Raw genomic sequence first — 23,642 nt, forward strand, 5'->3', positions numbered from 1 at the left:
GGGGCAATTCTACGAGTGGGTGACGGTGAGCTCCGGCGCGCTCGCGCCATCGTCTTCGGCCTCGAGGGCCGCCGCGCGGTTGACCTTGGTGCGGTGAGAGAAGTACAGCGGCAGGGCGGTGAAGAGCACGGCGCCCAGGAAGTTGCCGATCAGGACCGGGCCGGTGTTCCAGCCCCACCAGTCGCCGAAGCTGATGTCGGCGCCGAGCAGCATGCCCGCCGGGATGACGAACATGTTCACGACGGCGTGCTCGAGGCCGAGGCCGAAGAAGGTGAGCACAGGCAGCCACATGCCCAGGATCTTGCCGGAGGCCGAGGTGGATGTGTAGAACATGATGGTGCCCAGCGCCACCATCCAGTTGCACAGCATGGCCTTGATGATGGCGACCAGGACGCCGCCGGCACCGATCGTCGCGTACGGCAGCACCTTGTGCTCGGCCATGTTGATGATCGCCTGGATCATCGGGTCGGTGGTGTCCGTCCCGAGGTAGGTGATGACACCCACGTACAGGACGGCGTAGAGACCGGCGCCGAAGATATGCGCCGGGATGACGACGGCGAAGTTCTTCAGGCCCTTGGCGATGGTGGTGCGGCCCTCGAGGATCGCCAGCGGGATGATCGCAAAGCTGCCGGTGACCAGTTCGAGGCCGAGCATCAGGATCACAACGAACCCGACGGGGAACACGAGGGCGCCGACGATCGGCAGCCCGGTCTGGGCCGCCGCGGTCAGTGCCAGGGTCGTGGCCGCGCCGAGGATCGCTCCGGAGAGCGTGCCGCGCACGAACATCTGACGTGCGGTGAGGTTGGTCTTGACAACTCCGGAATGAACGAGCTGATCGATCAGGTGATCCGGTTTAACGTAGGACATGCGACGGTACTCCACTTCAACGGCCGCGATGTCAACGAACGTGAAGGAGGTGTGGCGCGGCGCGCCTCTTCCCGTGAACTGGATCAGGGCGCGTCTATGCGTCCTGACCGTCAGGAGTCGGCGTCGCTGCCGGTTCGTCTGAGTCGGGTTCCGCATCCGCTGCCGGCGCCGCGTCTCCGGGCGTCGAGTCGTCGGTGTCGGGTTCCTCAGGCAGCTCTTCGAGCAGCCCGGGGGGCGGAGTGATCGTGATGACGCCGGCCTTGACGTCGACCGAGGGAACGATCGCCTTGACGAACGGGATCATCACCTCGCCGTTGGCGGTCTTCACGATCAGGAGATCTTGGGCCGGCAGGTGCTCGAGGCGCGTCAGCGTGCCGATCTGCACGCCGTCGCGCACGACGGCGAGTCCCACCAGCTGGTGGTCGTACCAGGCGTCTTCTTCGTCGGTCTGCTCGGCCGAGTCCTGGTCGATCCAAAGGATCGCCTTGGCCAGGGCCTCGGCGGCTTCGCGGTCCGGGACCCCCTTGAAGAACCCGACGGGGTGCTGGTTGTACCAGCGCAGCTCGACGAGTTCGATGGTCTTGCCGTGCCAGGGTGAGCTGGTCGGCACCTGGAGTGTGAACACGGCGCCCGGGACGAAACGTCGTCCCGGGTCGTCCGTGAACAGCTCCAGCTTGATGGCGCCCTTGAGGCCATGGGCCTTGGTGAGGCGCCCCACCCGCAGTTGGGTGGCCGGGGTCGTGCTGTCGTCGCTCATGAGGGGCTAGTCACTACCCGCTCAGTTGTCGGTATCGACAACGTCGACCCGAACGCGCTTGCCATCGGCCAGAGCGGCCACGAGAGTGCGCAGCGCCTTGGCGGTGCGACCGGCGCGGCCGATCACCCGGCCGAGGTCCTCGGGGTTCACACGAACCTCGAGCACCTCACCACGGGGTGAGTTCTGGGCTACAACGTGCACGTCGTCCGGGTGATCAACGATTCCCTTGACGAGGTGCTCAAGCGCGGGAGCGAGCAAAATTACGCCTTGTCCTCTTCGGTTGCCTCGACGGCAACGTCGTCGGTCGGGGCCTTGGCCGCGGGCTTGTCAGCCTTGGGCTTCAGAACCGGCTTCTTCTTCTCGTCGGCGACGAAGGGAGCCTTCGGCTCCTTCATCTTGACGGTGGAGACGGCGTTCTTGTCGCCCTTGAAGATGCCCCAGTCGCCGGTCAGCTTGAGGAGTGCCGCAACCTGCTCGGTCGGCTGGGCGCCGACGGAGAGCCAGTACTGGGCACGCTCGGACTTGACCTCGATGACCGAAGGCTCCTGCGTGGGGTGGTAGATGCCGATCTCTTCGATGACGCGGCCGTCGCGCTTGGTGCGCGAGTCGGCGACAACGATGCGGTAGTACGGTGCACGGATCTTGCCCATGCGCTTCAGACGGATTTTGACAGCCACAATTCTCCTGTGATTTAGATGTTTGGCGAACTGACAGCCGTGAGCGTGGGGGCACACTCGGCACAAGCTCAATAAGGTTCGTGTTACGCCGGATTAGAGGGTCGGGCATAACGGAACTCGACTAATCATTGTGTCAGACATCGAGCACTTTGTGATAATCGTGCGCCGAGTTGCTTCGGGCAATCCGGCCGACACCGTGACCCCGTGTAGCGCGGCGAACCGCGCCGGCACGGTTTAGCTGTCAGGATTGTGCCACATCGCCCCGCATCGGGGCCTCGAAGCATGACTCGAAGCACGAAGGGCACCACCGTGGGTATCGAAAGAGTGGGAATCGAATTCGCTCGCTCCGAGCGGTCGACGGTGGGGATCGAGTGGGAACTCGCCCTGGTCGACCGCGCGACCGGAGACCTCGTGTCGATCGCCGACGAGGTACTCGACGCTCTCAGGGGGCCGGACGGCTCCCCACACCCGCACATCACCGGAGAGCTCCTCCTGAACACCGTTGAGCTCGTTTCCGGGGTGCACCACACCGTGGCCGGCGCTGTCGGCGACGTCGCCGGGCAGGTCGCCGAGGTGCGTGCCATCACCGACCCTCTGGGCGTCGACCCGATCTGTTCGGGTTCACATCCGTTCGGGCAATGGTTCGACCAGCAGGTCACCGATAAGAAGCGGTACCACAAGCTCATCGACCGCACCCAGTGGTGGGGTCGCAACATGATGATCTGGGGCATTCACGTGCACGTGGGCATCGAGGACCGCGACAAGGTCATCCCGATCCTCAACGGCCTACTGAGCTTCGTGCCGCACCTGCAGGCGCTGAGCGCGTCCAGCCCGTTTTGGGCCGGGGTCAACACGGGCTACGCCTCCAACCGCGCCCAGATGTTCCAGCAGCTTCCGACGGCCGGTTTGCCTTGGCGCCTCGAGGACTGGGCCGCGTGGGAGGAGTACGTCAACGACCTCACGGTGACCGGAATTATCGAGGACGCCTCCGAAGTGCGCTGGGACATCCGCCCGTCGCCGCGCTGGGGCACCATCGAGGTGCGCGCCTGCGACGGAGTATCGACGGTGGAAGAGCTCGGGGCGATCGCCGCGTTCATTCAGTGTGTGGTCGAGTGGATGTCGACGGAGATCGACGAGGGCCGGCCGGTGCCCACCATGCAGCCCTGGTTCGTGCGTGAGAACAAGTGGCGGGCGGCCCGGTACGGGCTGGCGGCCGAGATCATAGTGAGCTCCACCGGCACCGAGCGGATGGTCACCGACGAGGTGCGCCGCCTCGTCGAGGTGCTCTCCCCCACCGCCGAGCGCCTCGGCTGCCTGACCGAGTTGCTGCAGTTGAACCTGATCCTCGACCACGGTGCCAGCTATCAGCGTCAGCTGGCCGTGGCGGCCACGCACAACGGTGACCTCCCCGCCGTGGTCGCCGCCCTCAGCCGCGAGCTCCGCGAGGGTCTGCTCCCGCCGGCCCCACCCTCGCGAACCGGGAATTAAGCACCAAAGACTCGCGAATTCTGGGGCTTTTCTCACGGTTCGTGGATGCCGTGACCGGGGCGGGGTGAGTGTCGGTGGTAGGTGAGACGATCTCAGCATGAGTATCGCTGACGAGGTACTACCGCCAGCTCCGGACGATGACGACTACTCTCCGGAGCCCACCCTGGACGACCGTGTCCAGACCGATCTGGTCCGGCACACCGAACGGATCGCGGCCGATGACCGCCTCATCGCCCGGGCCCAGGCCCGCCGTATCGAGCACCTGCTGGACCTGCAGGACTGGAGCGAACAACCCCAGGTCGCCTCCCGGTTGCACGGCAACTTGGCGAACATCCGCCTCGCCGACGACAACGCGGCCAGCATGACCGAGGACCAGGCCCGTGCCGCCGCGTACAACCGGTGGGACGACCGGGAGGTCGCCCGTCGCACGATCGTGAGTGAGACGGCGTGTCTGACCCGGGTGGCCGAGCGCACCATCGACCGGCAACTAAACGAGGCGCGGTTCCTCAGCTCGTACGCACCGGCGACGTTCGCGGCGTTCTCCAGAGGGGAGATCAGCTACCGGCACGCCACGACCCTCATCGGGCAGCTACTCACTCTGCCCGATGGGGGCCAGGCGGCGTTTGAAGAGAAGGTGCTGCCCGACGCGAAACGCCTGCCGGTGGGCCGGTTCCGTGACAAGGCCCGCCGGCTGCGGGAGCGGCTGCACCCGGAATCGATCGTGACCCGGCACCGGAACGCGCTGGCCGACCGGCGTTCGTACTGGGAGGCCGCCCCGGATGGGATGGCCTGGTTGCACTGGTACGGCACCGCCCACGACACCAAGGCCGCCTACGACCGGATCAACACGATGGCCGTGCGGCTCAAGCACCTCGGCGACCCGAGCCCGGCCGACCAAACGGATGACGCCAGCAGCAACGGCGCCGCCTTCGGCATCGCGCAGGACCCGGCCGACGACTCCCCGACCCGCACCCTCGACCAACTCCGCGCCGACATCACCGCCGCCCTGCTGCTGGACGGAATCACGCCCGACGGGATGGGCGCCGGCATCCGCGGCACCGTCATGGTCACCGTGCCCGTGCTCACCCTGCTGAGCTTGGACGAGGAACCCGGCACCCTCGAGGGCTACGGGCCGATCTCACCCGAGGCCGCGCGGGAGATCGCCGGGCACGCACCGAGCTTCACCCGGCTGCTGACCCACCCGGAAACCGGGGTGGTGCTCTCGCTGGGCAAAACCCAGCACAAGAACACCAAGGCCATGAAAAAGTACCTGCGGGTGCGCGACGAAACCTGCCGGTTCCCGGGCTGCTCCCGACCCGCGGTGACCAGCGACGTCGACCACACCGACCCCTGGGCCGGCGGCGGCAACACCGACAGTGACAACCTCGCCCACCTCTGCGAACCCCACCACCGACTCAAACACCTCTCCCAGTGGCGGGTCACGCAGGAACCAGGTGGGATCCTGCACTGGACCTCACCGGGCAAACGCAGCTACCGCACCGACCCCGCCAACCCGGTCGGCCCACCCCGACCACGGCCACCGGTGATGGGGCCGAAGACCCGGAAGCGGCCCGCCGACGAGACCTACCTGATGCCCCGGCAGCGGCCGACCCGGAAGCCGACCCCGCCGGTGCCCGAAAACCCGCCGTTCTGACCCGACGAGGACAGGCCACCTCACCGGGCCTATATCAGGCGTTTTTGCTGTCGCGCCAGGCGAGCCAGTCCTCCACGGGCGCGAGATCGTAGGCGGGACCGGAGATTCCGAGGGTGAACAGGGTGGTGCCGAGTCCATAGAGTTCGTCGGCTTCCTCGGTGGTTTTGCCGCGCAGTTCGGTGGAGATTTCAATCTCACTGACATCACGCCCGACGATGTCGCACCAGGTGCCCAGGACGCCGAGTTTGTGGGTGAGGACCTCTGGGGTGGAGAACGAGTGCCAGATGTCGGCGTGCTGCGCCACGATACGCAGCGTCTTCTTCTCACCCGCACCGCCGATGAGTACCGGGATGTCGCGAACCGGCGCCGGGTTGAGCTTGTCCCAGCGAGCCTCGATGCGAGGCAGGTCTGCGGCGAGGGCGTCCAGGCGGGTGCCGACGGTACCGAAGTCGTAGCCGTACTCGTCATAGTCGCGTTCGAACCAGCCCGAGCCGGTGCCGAAGATGAAGCGGCCGCCGCTGATGTGGTCGATGCTGCGGGCCATGTCCGCCTGCAGGTCGGCGTTGCGGTAGCTGTTGCAGTTGACCAGTGCGCCCATCTCGATGACGCTGGTCTGTTCGGCCCAGGCGGCCAGCAGGGTCCAGGACTCGAAGTGCAGCCCCTCCGGGTCGCCGGAGAGCGGGAAGAAATGATCCCAGTTGAAGGCGACGTCAACGCCGAGGGCTTCGACCGCCGCAACGGTGTTCCGGATCGACGTGTAGTCGGCGTGCTGCAGGGCGATCTGCACGCCGAGGCGCACGGGGCGGGGCTGGGGAGAGGTAATTGCAAGATCCTAATCCCCGGCCACACCCATTTCGGCGACGCCGGCATGCGACATCCGGGCGCTTTAGCGGCCGAGCATCTTCTGCAGTGCCGCCATCTCCTCGGCCGACGGTCCGCCGGCCTTGGCTCCGCCGCCCAGACCGAAACCTGAGCCGCCGGCGGCGGGAGCGCCGCCGACCTTTTCACCGGAGGCGATTGCCGCATTCTCCGCGGCACGCTTGGCCGGGTTGCCCGACTTCGAGCCCTTCTTTTTCTGCTGCACCTGGGGACGCTTGCCGCCCATACCGCCGGGGATCGGACCCATGCCGGGGATGTTGGGCATGCCGCCCTTGGCCACGGTCTTCATCATCTTGGCAGCCTGTTCGAACCGCTGCACGAGCTGGTTCACCTCGGTGACGGTCGACCCGGAACCGCGCGCGATGCGGAGGCGCCGTGAACCGTTCAGGAGCTTGGGTGTGACCCGCTCGGCCTTGGTCATCGACTGGATGATCGCTTCGGTGCGCACGATCTCGCGCTCGTCGAAGTTGTCCAGCTGCTGCTTCATGGCGCCGGCGCCGGGCAGCATGCCCATCATCTTCTTGATCGAGCCCATGTTGCGCAGCTGCTGCATCTGGCCAAGGAAGTCGTCGAGGGTGAAGGTGTCGGTGGAGAACTTCTCCGCGATCTTGCGCGCTTCGTCCTCATCGAACGCCCCCTGAGCCTGCTCGATCAGTGTGAGGATGTCACCGAGGTCGAGGATCCGGCTGGCCATGCGGTCGGGGTGGAACGGTTCGAAGTCGTCCAGGCCCTCTCCCGTGGACGCGAACATGATCGGTCGGCCGGTGATCGACGCCACCGACAGTGCCGCACCACCGCGGGCGTCGCCGTCGAGCTTGGACAGCACGACACCGGTGAAGTCGACGCCGTCCTGGAATGCACGGGCCGTCGCCACTGCGTCCTGACCGATCATGGCGTCGATGACGAAGAGCACCTCGTCGGGGTCGATGGCCTTGCGGATGTCCGCGGCCTGCTTCATCATCTCGGCGTCGACGCCGAGACGTCCTGCGGTGTCGACGATGACCACGTCGTGCAGCTTCTGCTGAGCGAACTTGACGCCGTCGCGGGCCACCTTGACCGGGTTGCCGACGCCGTTGCCGGGCTCGGGGGCGTACACGGGCACACCCGCCTGCGCTCCGACGACCTCGAGCTGGGTGACGGCGTTGGGACGCTGCAGGTCGGCGGCGACCAGGATCGGCGTGTGGCCGTCCTTTGCCAGCCACTTGGCGAGCTTGCCGGCCAGGGTGGTCTTACCCGCACCCTGGAGACCGGCGAGCATGATGATGGTCGGCGGCTTCTTCGCGAATTCCAGGCGGCGCTGCTGGCCACCGAGAATCTGGATGAGCTCCTCGTTGACGATCTGCACGACCTGCTGGGCCGGATTCAGCGCCTTGCTGACCTCGTCGCCGAGGGCGCGTTCGCGCACCTTGCCGGTGAAGTCCTTGACCACTTCAAGCGCCACGTCGGCGTCGAGAAGGGCGCGCCGGATCTCGCGGACGGTGCCGTCGACATCCGCGGCGCTGAGCTTGCCCTTGGTGCGGAGATTTTTAAACGTCTCGGCGAGGCGATCTGAGAGGTTTCCAAAAGTAGCCATTGTGGTCTTAGTTTAACCGATCAATCGTTCGACGGCGCGCACCGCACTGGCCCGCCGGGCGGCGACGGTGGCGGGATCCGGCGCCCGGGCGGCGGCCAGGGCGGCGGCAGGCTCGTGGATCCAGCACGAGACGATCCCGAACACGAGGGCGTTGAGGTGGTCGGGGTCCCAGGATGCGTCGACGCTTCCGCCCGCCTGCAGTGCGATGACCGCGCGGACCCGCTCGGCGTGGAAATCCTCGACGAGGGCCAGCGGCGGGTTGATCAGGTCCTGGCCCTCCAGATTGGCCCAGTCGATCATCCGCAGGTACTCCGGATGCGCGACCGAGTAGTCGTAGAGTGCGCCCGCGAACTCGGGCAGGGACTCCCCTGCGCCCGGCTCCACCGCGCTCGCAAACTCGATCAGGTTCAGTTCCAGGACCGCGCTGAAGAGGTCCGCCTTGTGCCGGTAGTAGGCGTAGAGGCGCTCCTTACTGGCCGAGGCGTTGCGGGCGATCCGGTCGATGCGGGCACCGGCGAGCCCGTAAGCGGCGAATTCCACCCTCGCGGCCTCGAGGATGCGCTGACGTGTGGGCGCTGGCTCCGTCGGCGGCAGCCCGGACGGTGAATCGACTCTTTTCATGCCAACAGTGTAACAAAACGAACTAGTTCGTTTGGTATAGTTCTCGGCATGTCACAATCGAGCGCGACCGGCGTTTCCCCGGTTTCCACCCCTCCATCGCCCGACTCCTCTACCGAAGCCCACGCTCACCACCCCCGCCGGTGGTGGCTGCTGGCCATCGTGGCCCTCGCCCAGCTGACCGTCGTGCTCGACGGCACCATCGTCAACATCGCCCTCCCTCACGCCCAGAGCGACCTCGGCATGAGCGACGGCGACCGCACCTGGGTCGTCACCCTCTATGCCCTGGTCTTCGGCGCGCTGCTGCTCCTCGGCGGCCGCATTGCCGACTACTGGGGCCGCAAGCGCTCCTTCATCGTGGGCATGGCCGGCTTCGCGGTCGCCTCCACGCTCGGCGGTATGGCGCAGAGCACCTGGGAACTCCTGGCAGCCCGCGGCCTGCAGGGCCTGTTCGCCGCGCTACTGGCCCCGGCCTCGCTGGCCCTGCTCACGGTCAATTTCCCCGGTGGCAAGGACCGCATCAAGGCCTTCTCGGTCTACGGTGCGATCGCCGGCGGTGGCGCCGCGGTGGGCCTGGTGCTCGGCGGGGTGCTCACCGAGTACGCCAGCTGGCGCTGGTGCCTGCTCGTGAACGTGCCGATCGCGATCATCGCCATCGCCGCGGCCATCCCGATCATCCGGGAGAGCAAGGCCCACGGCAACACCCGGTACGACGTGCCCGGCGCGATTCTGGTTGCTCTCGGACTCGGTTCGCTGGTCTTCGGATTCGCCCAGGCCGAGAACGGCTGGTCGGCCTGGCAGGTCCTCGTCTTCATCCCGCTGGGCGTCGTGCTCCTGGGCCTCTTCGTGCTCGTCGAGAGCCGGTCCAACCACCCGCTGCTGCCGCTGCGGATCCTGGCCGACAAGGTGCGCGGAGGCGCGTTCATCACCGGCACGCTCACCGGCGCCGCGCTGCTGGGCGGCCTGCTCTTCCTCACCTTCCACCTGCAGATCGTGCTGGGCTTCTCGCCGCTGGAATCCGGACTGGCCTCCCTGCCGATGACCGCGACGATCATGGTCGGCGCCACTGTGCTGTCCAAGTTCCTGCCCCGCATCGGCGTTCGCGTGCCGATGACCGTGGGACCTGTCATCGTGGCCGCCGGGCTGTTCTATCTCTCCCGCATCACCGTCGACGGCAGCTATGTCGTTGAGGTGCTGCCCGGCCTCATTCTGATGGGTGCGGGCCTGGCGATGATCTTTGTGCCACTGCAAAACGTGGCACTGGCCGGCATCGACGCCCACGACGCCGGCGCCGCCAGCGCCGCGGTCACCGCCGTGCAGCAGATCGGCGGATCGATCGGCTCCGCGGTCTTCACAGTGCTCTACACCTCGGCCATTGCGGCCTCGCTGGCCGGCGGCGACGGCACCCCCGTCGCCCAGCTGGAGGCCTTCGTCGACGGCTATCAGGCCGCCTTCTTCTGGGCCGCCGTGGGCGTGTTGGTGGCCGCCCCCGTCGCGTTCTTCATGGTGCGCCCGAAGCCGGAGGACCTGCTCGGCACCGAGTCGGCCATGCACCTGGGCTGAATCGCCACGCTCCGCACACATCGAAGGCCCCCGGATCGCTCCGGGGGCCTTCGGTATGTGACGAGGCCGAATATCAGCTGTCGGCGGCGATCACGATGGTGTCGCCGTGTACGTCCAGGGTCACAACGAGCAGGGCATCGGTCTCGTGCGGGCTGATCGAGTAGTCGAGCACCGCGAAATGCTGGTCGTTGCCGACGTGATGCGGGTGGAACCCGATGCGCTGCAACTGGAGAGAGCGCAGGTAATCGATCTGCTTGTCCCCGGAGTCCCAGATCAGGGCGTCCTCGAGCACCTCGGCGTCGAGCTCCTCGAACTGCGCGACGATGAACTGGCTGGTGACCGAGACCTCGGCGCTCAGATCGGCGACGAGTGATTCGCGAGCCTGCGAATCGAGGTCTTCCAGGGCGTTGATCATGGCCGCGACGATATCGAGGGCCTCAACCGACACCGAGTCTTCGTCGGGTGAGCTCACGTCGATTTCGACGTTCTGGTCACCCAGTTCAGCGGTATCGGACCAGTACACCTCGCCGCTGTCGTCGTCGCTGCCGAGGATTCCGAAAAAGTCATGTTCGATGGTCATGAGGGGCGTCCTATCCGACGAGTTTTTGTGCGAAAACGTGCGGGGTGAAACCGGTGAGGTCGTTGATTCCCTCACCCTGCCCGACGAGTTTGATGGGAATTCCTGTTTTTTCCTGAACGGCCAGGACAAAACCGCCCTTGGCCGACCCGTCGAGCTTGGTCAGCACGAGGCCGGTCACCCCGGCGTGCTCGATGAATGCCTCCGCCTGCGCGAGACCGTTCTGGCCGGTCGTGGCATCCAGCACCAGGAGCACCTCGGAGATCGGGGTCTGCTTCTCGATGACCCGACGGATCTTGGTGAGCTCATCCATCAGCCCGCCCTTGGTCTGCAACCGGCCGGCGGTGTCGATGATCACGATCTCGGTACCCGTGTTGACGGCACGTTCGACGGTCTGAAAGGCAACGGATGCCGGGTCCTGGCCCTGGGCCTGCGGTTTCACGATGTCCGCGCCGGCCCGTTCCGCCCAGGTGGCGAGCTGCTCCACAGCGGCGGCACGGAAGGTGTCGGCGGCCCCGATCAGGACGCTGCGGTCGTGGACGCGCAGGAACTTGGCGAATTTTCCGATGGTGGTGGTCTTCCCCACCCCGTTGACACCGACCACGAGCACCACGGCAGGCCGGGCGCTGAGGTTCAGCGTGGGATCGAGCTTCGCCAGGCGCTCCTCGATGCCCTCGCGGAGCATCCGGTGCAGGTCCTTGGGGTCCGTGGTGTTGTACCGCGACACCTTGGCGCGCAGCTCTGCCACGATCGCATCGGTGATGTCGGGGCCGAAATCGGCCTGGATCAACGAGTCCTCGAGGTCATCCCAGGTATCGGCGTCGATGGTTTTCTTCGCGAACACTCCGCGCAATGCGCCGGAGAGGGACCACGGGGTGCGTTCTGCCATGCCCCTAGCCTATGGCTCGGCTGCCGACCCCGCCGTCGACGCCGGGCACCAGTGCGCACCGCGACACCATATTCACTCGGGGCGTCGGCCGCGCCTTCGTGACGCCCCGCTACGGAGCGTGACCGGCTGTGACGCCTCGCCATGACGTTGCGGCGCAGGCTCGGTAGATTTCCCAGCACGCCGCGCAGCCTGGCGGAGCAGCGCCCGCGTTCAACGAGGAGGACCTCAGTGCCACAGAGCCAGACCACCCAGCCGCAGACCGAGGCCAGCCATCGTCCGCGACCCGCCTCCCGGCCGAACGGCCAGTGGAGAGTCGACGGCACCGAGCCGCTCAACGGCAACGAGGCCTGGAAGCAAGTAGACAACGGGCTGAACGTGCGCGAGCGGATCGAGAAGATCTATTCCCGAGACGGGTTCGACTCCATCGAAAGCACGGACCTGCACGGCCGGTTCCGTTGGTGGGGCCTCTACACTCAGCGCAAGCCCGGTATCGACGGCGGAAAGACCGCGACCCTCGAACCCCACGAACTCGAAGACGCCTATTTCATGCTGCGGGTGCGCATCGACGGCGGCCAGCTCAGCACCGGCCAGCTGAGGGTCATCGGTCAGATCTCCGAGGAATTCGCCCGGGACACCGCCGATCTCACCGACCGGCAGAACATCCAGCTGCACTGGATCCGGGTCGAGGACGTTCCCGAAATCTGGCGCCGCCTCGAGGCCGTCGGCCTGCAGACCACCGAAGCCTGCGGCGATGTGCCTCGCGTGGTGCTCGGCTCCCCCGTCGCCGGCATCGCCGTCGACGAACTCCTCGACCCGACCGACACGATCGCCGACATCACGGCGCGGTACATCGGGGTCCCCGAACTCGCGAACCTCCCCCGCAAGTTCAAGACCGCTCTGACCGGGCACCCGAGCCAGGATGTTGTGCACGAGATCAACGACGTCGGCTTCGTCGCCCTGCGGCATCCGGAGCTCGGCCTCGGTTACGACCTCTGGGTGGGTGGCGGCCTCTCGGCCAACCCCCGGCTCGGCGAGCGCCTGGGTGCCTTCGTCTCACCCGAGAAGGTCGCCGACGTGTGGCTCGGCGTTGCCTCCATCTTCCGCGACTACGGGTACCGGCGCCTGCGCAACAAGGCCAGGTTGAAGTTCCTGCTGGCGGACTGGGGGCCGGAGAAATTCCGTCAGGTCCTTGAAGACGAGTATCTGTTCGAGGCACTGCCCGACGGTCCGCCCGCCCCGACGCCGACCCAGCACGGTGACCACATCGGCGTGCACAAGCAGGTCGACGGCCGGTTCTACATCGGTGTCACCCCGTTTGTCGGCCGGGTCTCCGGCACCATGCTCACACGACTCGCCGACCTCCTCGAGCAGCACGACTCCGGGCGGCTGCGCACCACGCCGCACCAGAAACTCGTACTTCTGGACATCCGAGAAGAAGACGTCGAACCGCTCATCACCGCCCTCGACACGCTCGGCCTCGCCGCCCGCCCCAGCCTGTTCCGCCGTACGACCATCGCCTGCACCGGCATCGAGTTCTGCAAGCTCGCCATCGTCGAGACCAAGCAGACCGCGACCGACGCCGTTCTCGAACTCGAGAAACGCTTGGCCGGCATCGACGTGCCGCAACCGATCAGCCTGCACGTGAACGGCTGCCCCAACTCCTGCGCCCGCATCCAGACCGCCGACATCGGCCTCAAAGGCCAGCTCCTCGCCGACGGGAACGGCGGCCAGGTCCCCGGTTTCCAGGTGCACCTCGGCGGGGGCCTGGCCTCCGTCGGCCGCGATGAGGCCGGCCTCGGCCGCACCGTGCGTGGTCTCAAGGTCACCGCAGACGACCTCGCGGACTATGTGGAGCGCATCGTCCTCCGTTTCCTGGCCGACAGGGGTGACACCGAGACCTTCGCGGTCTGGGCGCACCGCGCAAACGAGGAGGCTCTGTTATGAGCAGCACCGGCACTCCCACGAGCACCCGCCGCTCCCCCGACGAGCTGCGCGCCCTGGCCGCGGCCGGCGCTGCCGAGCTGGACGAGGCATCCGCCGACGAGGTCATCGCCTGGGTGGCCCGCAACTTCGGCGCGGAGGCCGCCGCGGTCGCCTGCTCGATGGCCGACGCCGTGCTCCCCCACGCCGTGTCCCGGCGACTGCCCGGCGTTGACGTGCTTTTCCTCGACACCGGCTACCACTTCGCCCAGACCCACGACACCCGGGGCGACGTGGCCAGGCTGCTGCCCGTACGCATAGTCGACGTGCTGCCCGAGCGCACGGTGACCGAGCAGGACGCCGAGCACGGTTCCGAGCTGTTCGCCAGGGACCCGAACCTGTGCTGCGCGCTGCGCAAGGTCGATCCCCTGCACCGGGTGCTCGGTGGCTACGAGGTCTGGTTCACCGGCGTACGCCGCGACGAGGCGCCCACCCGGGCGAACACGCCGCTGATCGCCTGGGACGAACGTAACGGCCTCGTCAAGGTCAATCCGCTCGCCGCCTGGAGCTTCGAGGACATCCTGGACTACGCCGGCACGCACAACGTGCCGATCAATCCGCTGATGGCCCAGGGCTACCCCTCCATCGGCTGCGCGCCGTGCACCAAACCCGTCGCCGAAGGCGACGATCCCCGATCCGGACGCTGGGCCAGCCTGGCGAAGACAGAATGCGGACTCCACCTGTGAACGCTCTCCCTGCCCCCACCATCGACCGCGCCATCGACCGCGCCGCTTCCACCGACAGCACCGGGTTGAGCCAGCTCGACGTGCTCGAGAGCGAGGCGATACACATCATCCGTGAGGTGGTCGCCGAGTTCGAACGCCCCGTGCTGCTGTTCTCCGGCGGCAAGGACTCGGTGGTCGTGTTGCACCTGGCCGCGAAGGCGTTCTGGCCGGGGAAGGTGCCGTTCCCGCTCCTGCACGTGGACACCGGGCACAACTTTCCCGAGGTCCTCGAGTTCCGTGACGAGACCGTGGCCCGTCTGGGTCTCCGCCTCGAGGTGGCCAGGGTGCAGGACTATATCGACGACGGCCGCCTGACGGAACGCGCCGACGGCACCCGCAACCCCCTGCAGACGTTGCCGCTGCTCGACGCGATCGCCGCCGGCCGCCACGACGCCGTCTTCGGCGGTGCCCGCCGCGACGAGGACAAGGCCCGTGCGAAGGAGCGCATCCTCTCGCTCCGCGACGAGTTCGGCCAGTGGGACCCGCGCAACCAGCGCCCCGAACTCTGGAACCTCTACAACGGCCGCCACACTGTGGGCCAGCACGTACGGGCGTTCCCGATCAGCAACTGGACCGAGCTCAACGTCTGGCGTTACATCGAGCGGGAGGGCATCAGGCTGCCCCCGCTGTACTACGCGCACGAGCGCGAGGTCTACCGTCGCGACGGCATGTGGCGCGCCGTCGGCCCGGTCAGCGCCCCGCTGGCCAATGAGACCGTCGTCTCGCGCATGGTCAGGTACCGCACCGTGGGCGACATGAGCTGCACCGGCGCCGTCGACTCCGACGCCGCATCCGTGCAGGACGTCGTACGCGAAATCGCCGTGAGCACCATCACCGAACGCGGCGCGACCCGCGCCGATGACCGGATCTCAGAAGCCGCCATGGAAGATCGCAAGAAGGACGGGTATTTCTAATGACTCAGGTACAGCTCGAGCGTTCAGAGGGCACCCTCTTCAGATTCGCGACCGCCGGTTCCGTCGACGACGGCAAGTCCACCCTGGTCGGCCGGCTGCTGCACGATTCGAAGGCGATCCTCGCCGACCAGCTCGACACCGTCACCCGTACCTCCACCGAGCGCGGCTTCGGCGGCGCGGCCGGCGGCATCGATTTTGCGCTGCTCACCGACGGGCTCCGGGCCGAGCGCGAGCAGGGCATCACCATCGACGTCGCCTACCGGTATTTCGCCACCGATCAGCGCTCGTTCATCCTGGCCGATTGCCCCGGCCACGTTCAGTACACCCGCAACATGGTCACCGGCGCCACCACGGCGGATGCCGTCATCATGCTCATCGACGCGCGCAAGGGCGTGCTCGAACAGACTCGCAGGCACTTGTCCGTCGTGAAACTGCTGCGGGTGCCCCACATCGTCATCGCGGTGAACAAGATCGATCTGCAGGATTACGACGAGGCCGCGTTCGGCGCTGTCGCCGCGGCCGTGCGCCGGGTCACCGACGAGCTGGGGTTGGGCGCTGTGCACGTCATCCCGGTTTCGGCCCTCGTGGGCGACAACGTCGTCGAGAGGTCGCCGAACACGCCCTGGTACGACGGCCCGAGCCTGCTCGAGCTGTTGGAGACCCTGCCCGCCGCTGACGACGTCGCCACGAATGTGGAGTCGTTCAGGCTGCCGGTGCAGCTCGTGCTGCGCCCCCAGGGCGCCGTCGCCGTTGCGCCGGAAGACGCCGCGGACTACCGCGACTACCGGGCGTACGCCGGCCAGGTGGCGTCAGGAACCGTGCGGGTGGGCGACACCGTCACGGTGACCCCCGGCGGCGCCAGCACCGTCGTGACCGGCATCGACTTCGCCGGAATCGCACTCGACGAGGCCGTGGCACCGCAGTCGGTCGCCCTGCGGCTGCGCGACGACCTCGACATCGCCCGCGGCGCCGTCATCGGCACGGCCGGCACCATGCCCGAACCCGTGAAGGAGCTGGCCGCCGACCTGTTCTGGCTCGACCCCCGGGCCCTGCAGCCCGGCGCCCGGGTGCTGGTCAAGTTCGGCACGCACACCGTGCAGGCCATCGTCGGAACCATCACCGGCCGGCTCAACCTGGACACCCTGGACCTCGAAGTCGCTCCAGCGCTCGAGATCAACGACATCGGACAGGTCACCGTGCGGCTGTCCGCCGCCCTCCCGGTGGAAACCTACGCGGCGAACCGAAGAGCCGGCGCGTTCCTGGTGATCCAGCCGCAGGATGGCGCGACACTGGCCGCCGGAATCGTGACGGCTGCCGGGACCAATGCCAGGACGGTTGCCGGGACTGCTGCCGGAACCGGAGGGCAGGCATGAGCGCCCGCACCGCCCGTCCGGCCGGCCGCCTCCTGTTGGCCGCCGCCCTGATTCCAGTGCTGCTGGGCGGATGCTCCGTCTCCCGCAGTGCCGCGGAACCGGCCGGGCCGGCCGCCGAGCTCCGATTGGGCTACTTCGACAACGTCACCCACGCCCCGGCACTGGTCGGGCTGGATCAGGGGCTGCTGGCGGATGCGCTCGGCAACACCACGCTGACCACCCAGGTCTTCGGCGCCGGCCCCGCCGCCATCGAAGCCCTCAGCGCCGGGGCCATCGACGCGGCCTACCTGGGCCCCAACCCCGCGGTGAACAGTTTTGTGCAGAGCGCCGGCCAGTCGGTTCGGATCGTGGCCGGGGCCACCAGCGGCGGGGCCGCGCTGGTCGTGCGACCCGGAATCACCGACGCGAGCGACCTGGCTGGAACCACGATCGCCAGCCCGCAGTTGGGCAACACGCAGGATGTCGCGCTGCGCTCCTGGCTCGGCGAGCAGGGCTACTCGACAAGCACCACCGGCGGCGACGTCGACGTGGATATCGCCCCGACCGACAACGCCCAGGCCCTCACCCTCTTCCAGAGCGGCAAGATCGACGGCGCGTGGCTCCCCGAACCCTGGGTGTCCAGGTTCATCCTCGAGGCCGGTGCCACCGTTCTCGTCGATGAGGCCTCGCTCTGGCCGGACGGCGCGTTCCCGACCACGGTGCTGGTGGTGGGGACCGACTTCCTGGCCGCGCATCCGGAAACCGTGCAGGATCTCGTCGCCGGTCACACGGCATCAGTCGACTGGCTCACCGCCAACCCCGACCAGGCCGCCGCCGCGATCAACCGCACCCTCGTTGCGGACACCGGAACGCCGCTGCCGGACGCAGTTCTCGCCCGCGCCCTCACCGGCGTGACGTTCACGACCGACCCGCTCGCGGCGGCCTTCCCTCCATTGCTGCAGGCCGGAGTCGACGTCGGCACCGCCAAAACCGGGAGCCTGGACGGGCTCTTCGACCTGGCACCGCTGAACAGGGTCCTCACGGCGGCCGGCGGGCAACCGGTCGCCGCTGCCGGGCTCGGAACCGAGTAATCGTGCAGACCGTCACCGACACGCCCCAGGCACCGACCACGCAGCCTCTCGGTGTGACTCCGGCAATCCGCATCGACTCACTCGGCAAACGGTTCGGACCGACCGGCCCTGTCGTTCTGGACAACATCACCCTCACCGTGGCAACCGGCGAGTTCCTCTGCCTGCTCGGCGCCTCCGGCTGCGGCAAATCCACCTTGCTCAACATCATCGCCGGTCTCGAACACCCGACCGAGGGCACGGTCACCGTGACCAGCGGCAACGCGGCGGTGATGTTCCAGGAGTCGGCGCTCTTCCCGTGGCTGACCGCCGGACGCAACGTCGAACTCGCTCTCAAGCTCCGGGGGGTGCCCAGATCCCAGCGCCGCGCCCAGGCCCTGGAGCTGCTCGACCTCGTCAACCTCGCCGATGCCGCCCAGAAACGCCCGCACGAGCTCTCCGGCGGCATGCGCCAGCGAGTGGCCCTGGCCAGGGCCCTCGCCCAGGACCGCAAGGTCCTACTGATGGACGAACCCTTCGCGGCCCTCGACGCCATCACCCGGGACCTGCTGCACGAGGAACTGGAGCGGGTCTGGCGGGAGACCGGCCGCACTATCATCTTCGTCACCCACAACGTGCGCGAGGCCGCCCGGCTCGGCCAGCGGGTGGTGCTCATGTCCTCTCGCCCGGGCCGCATCGCCAACGAATGGCGCATCGACGATACCGGGACCCGGCGGATCGAGTCCCCCGAGGTGTCCCGCCTGGCCATCGAGATCACCGACCAGCTACGAGAGGAGATCCGCCGCAATGCTGCCTGACACCAAGCTGCACAGTTCTTCCGCCGCGCCCCGCAGCGTCGGTGATCACGACGAGCTCCGACGCCTCGAATCAGGTTTGGACGCCCTCCAGACCGTGCCCTTGACCGAGAAGGGCCGCTGGCGCCGGTTTCTCGGCGGGGTGCTGCCACCGGTCCTGCTGGTGGTGGCGCTGATCGTGGCCTGGCAGTTCTACACCGTGATCGCCCAGCCCCGACCCGACCTGGCACCGGGCCCGGTGAACGTGGCCGGGTCGCTTGTCGAGCAGTGGAACGACGGCCGACTGCAGCAGGCGGTTCTCACCAGCCTGTCCCGCGGCGGAGCCGGCTTCCTCATCGCCGTCGCGATCGGTACACCGCTCGGGCTGCTGCTGGCCGAGTGGCGGCTGCTCCGGCGTGCCCTCGGGCCGCTCCTGTCCGGTCTGCAGGTGCTGCCGTCCGTGGCCTGGGTGCCCGCCGCGATCATCTGGTTCGGCCTGACCGACGCCACCGTCTACTTCGTGGTGCTGATGGGCGCCGTCCCGTCGATCGCGAACGGGCTGGTCTCCGGCATCGACCAGGTTCCCCCGCAGCTGCGCAAGGTCGGCACAGTGCTGGGCGCCTCCCGCATCGAACTCGCCACCCTGGTCGTGCTCCCGGCCGCCCTGCCCGGGTACTTCTCCGGGCTCAAACAGGGGTGGGCCTTCGCCTGGCGGTCCCTGATGGCTGCGGAGATCATCGTGGTAGGCGGCTCGATCGGATTCGGGCTCGGCACCATGCTGCAGCAGAGCCGGGAACTCGCCGACCTTTCCGCGGTGCTCGCGACCATCCTGGTCATCCTCGCCGTGGGCATTCTGGTGGAACTGACCGCCTTCGCCCCGCTCGAGCGCCGGCTCCTGCGCCGCCGTGGCCTCACCCCCGGCGCGCGCCGGTAGGCGAACCAGGACCCACCGATTCACCCCACCCCGTCACGCACGTCCGACCCCGCTCTTTCGAAAGGCCACTCATGACCCGGACGCCCTCCGCGCCCCAGCCACTGCGCGTCGCCATCATCGGCGCCGGCCCCGCCGGCATCTACGCCGGCAACATCCTCGGCACGGCCGTGCGGGCGACCGGCGGTGAGGTCGGCATCGACCTGTTCGACACCCTGCCCGCCCCCTACGGCCTGATCCGCTACGGCGTGGCCCCCGACCATCCCCGCATCAAGGGCATCGTCACCTCCCTGCACGAGATGCTCGATGCCGGCACCATCAGGTTCCTCGGCAACGTGGGCTACGGCACCGACCTGAGCCTGGCCGACCTGCGCCGGCACTACCACGCCGTCATCTTCGCCACCGGGGCGATCCGCGACGCCGACCTGCCGATCCCCGGCATCACCCTGCCCGGATCCTACGGAGCGGCCGACTTCGTCTCGTGGTTCGACGGGCATCCGGATGTGCCGCGGGACTGGCCGCTGGATGCCACCGACATCGCGGTGATCGGCAACGGCAACGTGGCCCTCGACGTGGCGCGGATGCTGGCCAAGCACCCCGCCGACCTGCTCAGCACCGACATCCCCGCCAACGTGCACGACGGCCTGGCGGGCTCGCCGGTCACCGACGTGCACGTCTTCGGCCGGCGCGGTCCCGGCCAGGTGAAGTTCACCCCGATAGAGCTGCGCGAACTCGGCGATATCCCCGACGTCGACGTGATCGTCTACGAGGAGGACTTCCCCAGGGACGCCGACTCCGAGGCCCGCCTGGCCGCATCCAGCAACCAGGTCAAGGTGATGAGCCGCACCCTGAACGGCTGGCTCACCCGGGAGCCCACCGGAGCGCCCCGGCGGTTGCACCTGCACTTCCTGCACAGCCCGGTAGAGGTCTACGGCACCGACAGAGTCGAGGGGATGCGCTTCGAACGCACCACGCCGACCGGCGACGGGGGCGTGCGCGGCACCGGGCAGATCCTCGACTACCCGCTGCAGGCCGTCTACCGCGCGGTCGGCTACCGCGGCAGCGCGCTGCCCGATGTGCCCTTCGACGACGCCCGCGGCGTCATCACCAGCGACGAAGGCCGCGTCATCGACGAGCACGGCACGCCCCTGCCCGGGCTCTACACCACGGGCTGGATCAAGCGTGGCCCGGTCGGGCTGATCGGCCACACCAAGGGCGACGCACTGGAGACGATCACCCACCTGGTCGAGGACCTGGCACTGCTGCCTGAACCGGCCGACCCCGCCCAGGACGCCGTCCTGCGACTGCTCGGCGAGCGCGGCATCCGCTACACCACCTGGCCCGGCTGGCTGGCCCTGGACGCCCACGAACGGGCCCTCGGCGATGCCGACCTGTCGGAGGTGACCCGGGAACGGGTGAAGGTCGTGCCCCGCGACGAGCAGGTGCTGATCGCCGCCGAAGTCTCGCTGGTGTCCTCGTGACCTATGTCATCGCGCTGCCTTGCGTGGACGTGAAGGATCGCGCCTGCGTCGACGAGTGCCCGGTCGACTGCATCTACGAGGGCGAACGGTCCCTGTACATCCACCCCGACGAGTGTGTCGACTGCGGCGCCTGCGAACCGGTCTGCCCGGTGGAGGCCATCTACTACGAGGACGACCTGCCCGAAGCCTGGTCCGACTACTACCGGGCCAATGTGGACTTTTTCGTCGAGCTCGGCTCCCCCGGCGGCGCCGCGAAAACCGGTGTGCTCGGCTACGACCACCCGGTCATCGCCGAGCTGCCTCGCCAGGGCGCACTCGGTGGCTGAGGCCCTGGAGCACGACGACCAGGACCGCTACGACTGCGTCGTGATCGGCGCCGGTCCTGCCGGCCTCTCGGCGGCGCTGAACCTGAGCAGGGCCCGCCTCACCGTGCTCGTCATCGACAGCGACCGGCCCCGGAACGCGGCGACCATGATCTCGCACGGCTTCCTCACCAGGGACGGGGTCCCTCCGCACGAGCTGCGCCGGCTGGCCAGGGCAGAGGTCGAGGGCTATCCAGGCGCCCAGATCTTGCGGCGTACCTCGGTGCGCGCGGTCCGGCGAACCCGCGAGCTGTCCGAGGAGGACGACTCGCACCCGTTCACCGTGACGCTCGGAAGCCCGTCAAGTGCCGGTCGAACCGTGGCCAGCCGCGCGGTGCTCGTGGCCACCGGGCTGCGCGAGACGCTTCCGGATGTTCCCAACATCCGCGGGTTCTATGGCATGAGCCTGTTCAGCTGCGCCGCCTGCGACGGCTACGAGCTGGGTGATCAACCGCTGGCCCTGATCGGCGAGACCGAGGACCTGTTCGCCCGGGCGCTCCTGGTCTCCCAGTGGACCCGCACGCTGACGGTGTTCACCAACGGCGCACTCTTCAGCGACGAGACCGGCGCCGTCTCCGCCGGCCAGGAACGGGTGCTGCGCGGGCGCGGCATCAGCGTCGAACGACGCCGCATCACCGACCTCGAAGGCGACCGGGGGCGGCTCGCCTCGGTGCGGGTGTCTGGCGGTGACCGGATCCCGGTCACCGGCGGGTTCGTGCGGCCGCTCTGGCATCCCGCCGTGGAGTTCCTGACCGGGCTGAACGTCGCCGGGGACGCGCACGCCCAGTTGCTCACCGACCGCAACGGGCGCACCAGCGTGCCGGGGCTCTACGCCGCCGGGGACGTCGCGGCGCCCGGACCCCAGCAGCTGATCGTGGCGGCCGGCGCCGGTGCCCGCACGGCCGCGATCATCAGCCAGGACCTGCTGGGGGTAAGCACCGCACACTGACAGGTGCACCGGCGCCCGGGGTGGCGGGCCGCCGCGGTGCTGGGTATCGTCACGGTAGTCGCCGCACGGGTCGGCCTTGCGTCGGTGAAAGCATCGCCCGTCGAAAGGACGCCCATGAGCACCCCACCACAGCCCATGCAATCGCCGGCGTCCGGCGCGCATCCTGCCCTCATCGCCCTCAGCGGGATTCTCGAAGGCGCTCTGGTGCTGCCCGGCGAAGCAGGCTGGGACGACGCCCGCGCCCCGTGGAACCTCGCCGTCGACCAGCAGCCGAGCGCCGTCGTGCGGCCGCGCTCTGTGCGCGACCTCAGGCAGGTCATCGTCGCGGCCAGGGAGGCCGGCCTGGGAGTGACCGTGCAGCCGCGGGGGCATGGCGCCGCCGCCGACCTCGCCGGCCAGATCCTCGTGCGCACCAGTGCCTTCGACGAGGTCACCGTGAATGTCGTCGCCCGGTTCGCACGCGTCGGCGCCGGCGTGCCCTGGGTCACCCTGCTCAACCGTCTCGACGGCACCGGCCTGATCGCTCTGGCCGGCACCAACCCCGACGTCAGCGTCACGGGGTACCTGCTCTCCGGCGGGCACTCCTGGTTCAGCCGGTGGCAGGGGCTGGCCGCGCACTCGATTCGAGCCGTCGAGCTGATCGACGCCACCGGGGTGCTGCGCCGCGTCACCAAAGACAGCGACCCGGATCTGCTCTGGGGCCTGCGAGGCGCCGGCGGGCTTTTCGGCGTGGTGACCGCCCTGGAGATCGAGCTGTACCCGGCGGCCGACCTCTTCGGCGGCAAGATCCTGTTTCCCGCCGAATCGGCCGAGGTGGTCTTCGGAGCCGCGGCCGACATCCTGCTGGATGCGCCGCCGGAACTGAGCCTGTTCCTGGGCCTGATCAACCTGCCCGACGTCGAGCAGGTGCCCGAGCTTCTGCGCGGGCGGAGCTTCACCCAGGTTGATGCGGTTTTTGTGGGGTCGGAAGCGGCGGGGAGCGCCCTGCTCGCTCCGCTCGTGTCGATCGCCCCGGTCATCGCCAACCTGTGCCGGCCGTTCTCGATCGGCCAGCTGGGCGAGGTATCCGGTGAACCGCAGGAGCCCTCGGCGACGCTGGACTGGTCCAGGACCGTCAGCGATCTCGACACCGCCACCATCGCGAGCCTCGTCGAGGCGTTCCACACCGCAAGCTACGCCGGACTGTCCCTGCTGCAGCTGCGCCCGCTGGGCGGGTTGATCGGCGACCCGACGGTCGGCGCCGACGGAGTCGTCGGCCACCTCGACGCCGGGTTCATGCTCTTCGCGGCGGCGATCCTGCCGCCGGGCGCGCCGGTTCCGGCCGCCTCCGACCGCCATCTGGTGTTCCAGCCGCTGGAGGACACCGTGCATGCCGTGGGTGTGCCCCGCATCGTGCCGACGATGCTCGCGGCCGGCCAGGATCTGGGCGTGGCGTTCACGCCGGAGGATCTGCAACGCCTGGCCGGGATCAAGGCGAGGGTCGACCCGGAGAACCTGTTCCGCAGCAACCGGCCGCTGCCGGCCTAGCCGAAACGTAGCGACACG

At 68.3% G+C, this 23,642-nt stretch carries 23 protein-coding genes; 14 read left to right on the plus strand and 9 right to left on the minus strand.

The genetic code is table 11. The features are described 5' to 3' along the window. Positions 1-9: 9 nt before the first annotated feature. The 4 genes from B7495_RS10230 to rpsP form a co-directional block, all read right to left on the minus strand. Positions 10-867, minus strand: coding sequence for a formate/nitrite transporter family protein (locus tag B7495_RS10230; protein ID WP_088456473.1), 858 nt, complete (start codon positions 865-867; stop codon positions 10-12). Positions 868-961: 94 nt separating this feature from the next. After that, positions 962-1,624: a ribosome maturation factor RimM gene (gene rimM, locus B7495_RS10235; protein ID WP_088456474.1), complete on the minus strand. Its 663-nt coding sequence runs from the start codon at positions 1,622-1,624 to the stop codon at positions 962-964. A gap of 21 nt (positions 1,625-1,645) precedes the next feature. Next, positions 1,646-1,882, minus strand: coding sequence for an RNA-binding protein (locus tag B7495_RS10240; RefSeq protein ID WP_088456475.1), 237 nt, complete (start codon positions 1,880-1,882; stop codon positions 1,646-1,648). A 2-nt stretch (positions 1,883-1,884) separates the two neighbouring features. Continuing rightward, positions 1,885-2,301 carry a 30S ribosomal protein S16 gene (gene rpsP / locus B7495_RS10245; protein ID WP_088456476.1) on the minus strand — a complete coding sequence of 139 codons (417 nt, stop codon included), beginning with the start codon at positions 2,299-2,301 and terminating at the stop codon, positions 1,885-1,887. Between the two features lie 282 nt (positions 2,302-2,583). Between rpsP and B7495_RS10250 the strand changes: the two genes are divergently transcribed. Then, positions 2,584-3,789 (plus strand): glutamate--cysteine ligase, encoded by a 1,206-nt coding sequence (locus tag B7495_RS10250; RefSeq protein WP_370028126.1) that lies wholly within the window; start codon positions 2,584-2,586, stop codon positions 3,787-3,789. Between the two features lie 97 nt (positions 3,790-3,886). Continuing rightward, on the plus strand, positions 3,887-5,443 hold the full coding sequence (locus B7495_RS10255) for an HNH endonuclease signature motif containing protein (protein ID WP_088456477.1): 1,557 nt from the start codon (positions 3,887-3,889) through the stop codon (positions 5,441-5,443). A 34-nt stretch (positions 5,444-5,477) separates the two neighbouring features. Here the strand turns inward: B7495_RS10255 and B7495_RS10260 are convergent, their stop codons facing one another. The 3 genes from B7495_RS10260 to B7495_RS10270 form a co-directional block, all read right to left on the minus strand. Continuing rightward, entirely contained in the window at positions 5,478-6,242 is a 765-nt protein-coding gene (locus B7495_RS10260; RefSeq protein ID WP_370028129.1) for an LLM class F420-dependent oxidoreductase, read from the minus strand. An 87-nt stretch (positions 6,243-6,329) separates the two neighbouring features. After that, entirely contained in the window at positions 6,330-7,895 is a 1,566-nt protein-coding gene (ffh, locus tag B7495_RS10265) for a signal recognition particle protein (protein WP_088456479.1), read from the minus strand. Positions 7,896-7,907: 12 nt separating this feature from the next. Beyond that, complete coding sequence (locus B7495_RS10270) at positions 7,908-8,516, minus strand: TetR family transcriptional regulator (RefSeq protein WP_088456480.1); 609 nt, start codon at positions 8,514-8,516, stop codon at positions 7,908-7,910. A 48-nt stretch (positions 8,517-8,564) separates the two neighbouring features. On the opposite strand from B7495_RS10270, the gene B7495_RS10275 reads away from it, so the two are divergent. Further along, a complete protein-coding gene (locus B7495_RS10275; protein WP_088456481.1) occupies positions 8,565-10,076 on the plus strand; it encodes an MFS transporter in 1,512 nt (503 codons plus the stop codon). A 73-nt stretch (positions 10,077-10,149) separates the two neighbouring features. Here the strand turns inward: B7495_RS10275 and B7495_RS10280 are convergent, their stop codons facing one another. Together B7495_RS10280 and ftsY are read right to left on the minus strand one after the other, a co-directional pair. Then, the gene (locus B7495_RS10280) at positions 10,150-10,656 is read right to left on the minus strand and encodes a DUF2004 domain-containing protein (protein WP_088456482.1); all 507 of its coding nucleotides are present in this window, start codon (positions 10,654-10,656) and stop codon (positions 10,150-10,152) included. 10 nt (positions 10,657-10,666) lie between these two features. Then, positions 10,667-11,542, minus strand: a complete 876-nt coding sequence (gene ftsY, locus B7495_RS10285) for a signal recognition particle-docking protein FtsY (protein WP_088456483.1) — start codon at positions 11,540-11,542, stop codon at positions 10,667-10,669. Positions 11,543-11,683: 141 nt separating this feature from the next. Here ftsY and B7495_RS10290 point away from each other — a divergent pair, with 141 nt between their 5' ends. From B7495_RS10290 to B7495_RS10340, 11 genes are all read left to right on the plus strand, one after another. Further along, complete coding sequence (locus tag B7495_RS10290) at positions 11,684-13,486, plus strand: nitrite/sulfite reductase (RefSeq protein WP_088456484.1); 1,803 nt, start codon at positions 11,684-11,686, stop codon at positions 13,484-13,486. Further along, positions 13,483-14,208, plus strand: coding sequence for a phosphoadenylyl-sulfate reductase (locus B7495_RS10295; RefSeq protein ID WP_088456485.1), 726 nt, complete (start codon positions 13,483-13,485; stop codon positions 14,206-14,208). Before B7495_RS10290 ends, B7495_RS10295 begins: the two co-directional genes overlap by 4 nt. Beyond that, entirely contained in the window at positions 14,190-15,161 is a 972-nt protein-coding gene (cysD, locus tag B7495_RS10300; RefSeq protein ID WP_088456486.1) for a sulfate adenylyltransferase subunit CysD, read from the plus strand. Before B7495_RS10295 ends, cysD begins: the two co-directional genes overlap by 19 nt. Beyond that, positions 15,161-16,534 (plus strand): sulfate adenylyltransferase subunit 1, encoded by a 1,374-nt coding sequence (locus tag B7495_RS10305; protein WP_088456487.1) that lies wholly within the window; start codon positions 15,161-15,163, stop codon positions 16,532-16,534. Before cysD ends, B7495_RS10305 begins: the two co-directional genes overlap by 1 nt. Beyond that, positions 16,531-17,604 carry an ABC transporter substrate-binding protein gene (locus B7495_RS10310; protein ID WP_088456488.1) on the plus strand — a complete coding sequence of 358 codons (1,074 nt, stop codon included), beginning with the start codon at positions 16,531-16,533 and terminating at the stop codon, positions 17,602-17,604. Before B7495_RS10305 ends, B7495_RS10310 begins: the two co-directional genes overlap by 4 nt. A 53-nt stretch (positions 17,605-17,657) precedes the next feature. Beyond that, entirely contained in the window at positions 17,658-18,398 is a 741-nt protein-coding gene (locus B7495_RS10315) for an ABC transporter ATP-binding protein (RefSeq protein WP_198414946.1), read from the plus strand. Beyond that, positions 18,388-19,308, plus strand: coding sequence for an ABC transporter permease (locus tag B7495_RS10320; protein WP_088456490.1), 921 nt, complete (start codon positions 18,388-18,390; stop codon positions 19,306-19,308). Before B7495_RS10315 ends, B7495_RS10320 begins: the two co-directional genes overlap by 11 nt. Before the next feature lie 71 nt (positions 19,309-19,379). Beyond that, a complete protein-coding gene (locus tag B7495_RS10325; RefSeq protein WP_088456491.1) occupies positions 19,380-20,786 on the plus strand; it encodes an FAD-dependent oxidoreductase in 1,407 nt (468 codons plus the stop codon). Beyond that, complete coding sequence (gene fdxA, locus B7495_RS10330) at positions 20,783-21,112, plus strand: ferredoxin (protein ID WP_088456492.1); 330 nt, start codon at positions 20,783-20,785, stop codon at positions 21,110-21,112. The genes B7495_RS10325 and fdxA overlap by 4 nt, the downstream gene beginning before the upstream one ends. Further along, a complete protein-coding gene (locus tag B7495_RS10335; RefSeq protein WP_240632196.1) occupies positions 21,105-22,097 on the plus strand; it encodes an NAD(P)/FAD-dependent oxidoreductase in 993 nt (330 codons plus the stop codon). The genes fdxA and B7495_RS10335 overlap by 8 nt, the downstream gene beginning before the upstream one ends. 114 nt (positions 22,098-22,211) lie before the next feature. After that, positions 22,212-23,624, plus strand: coding sequence for an FAD-binding oxidoreductase (locus B7495_RS10340; RefSeq protein WP_088456494.1), 1,413 nt, complete (start codon positions 22,212-22,214; stop codon positions 23,622-23,624). Positions 23,625-23,642 lie beyond the last annotated feature (18 nt).

Source organism: Cryobacterium sp. LW097 (assembly GCF_002205495.2).
Classification (GTDB): Bacteria; Actinomycetota; Actinomycetes; order Actinomycetales; family Microbacteriaceae; genus Cryobacterium; species Cryobacterium zongtaii.

Coding starts and splice junctions, on each gene's coding strand:
- B7495_RS10290 (WP_088456484.1), top strand. CDS start 11,684: ATGACGTTGCGGCGCAGGCTCGGTAGATTTCCCAGCACGCCGCGCAGC.
- B7495_RS10305 (WP_088456487.1), top strand. CDS start 15,161: ATGACTCAGGTACAGCTCGAGCGTTCAGAGGGCACCCTCTTCAGATTC.
- B7495_RS10340 (WP_088456494.1), top strand. CDS start 22,212: ATGAGCACCCCACCACAGCCCATGCAATCGCCGGCGTCCGGCGCGCAT.
- B7495_RS10310 (WP_088456488.1), top strand. CDS start 16,531: ATGAGCGCCCGCACCGCCCGTCCGGCCGGCCGCCTCCTGTTGGCCGCC.
- ffh (WP_088456479.1), bottom strand. CDS start 7,895: ATGGCTACTTTTGGAAACCTCTCAGATCGCCTCGCCGAGACGTTTAAA.
- cysD (WP_088456486.1), top strand. CDS start 14,190: ATGCGGACTCCACCTGTGAACGCTCTCCCTGCCCCCACCATCGACCGC.
- B7495_RS10320 (WP_088456490.1), top strand. CDS start 18,388: ATGCTGCCTGACACCAAGCTGCACAGTTCTTCCGCCGCGCCCCGCAGC.
- B7495_RS10255 (WP_088456477.1), top strand. CDS start 3,887: ATGAGTATCGCTGACGAGGTACTACCGCCAGCTCCGGACGATGACGAC.
- rimM (WP_088456474.1), bottom strand. CDS start 1,624: ATGAGCGACGACAGCACGACCCCGGCCACCCAACTGCGGGTGGGGCGC.
- B7495_RS10230 (WP_088456473.1), bottom strand. CDS start 867: ATGTCCTACGTTAAACCGGATCACCTGATCGATCAGCTCGTTCATTCC.
- B7495_RS10280 (WP_088456482.1), bottom strand. CDS start 10,656: ATGACCATCGAACATGACTTTTTCGGAATCCTCGGCAGCGACGACGAC.
- B7495_RS10295 (WP_088456485.1), top strand. CDS start 13,483: ATGAGCAGCACCGGCACTCCCACGAGCACCCGCCGCTCCCCCGACGAG.
- B7495_RS10270 (WP_088456480.1), bottom strand. CDS start 8,516: ATGAAAAGAGTCGATTCACCGTCCGGGCTGCCGCCGACGGAGCCAGCG.
- ftsY (WP_088456483.1), bottom strand. CDS start 11,542: ATGGCAGAACGCACCCCGTGGTCCCTCTCCGGCGCATTGCGCGGAGTG.
- B7495_RS10275 (WP_088456481.1), top strand. CDS start 8,565: ATGTCACAATCGAGCGCGACCGGCGTTTCCCCGGTTTCCACCCCTCCA.
- B7495_RS10325 (WP_088456491.1), top strand. CDS start 19,380: ATGACCCGGACGCCCTCCGCGCCCCAGCCACTGCGCGTCGCCATCATC.
- B7495_RS10250 (WP_370028126.1), top strand. CDS start 2,584: ATGACTCGAAGCACGAAGGGCACCACCGTGGGTATCGAAAGAGTGGGA.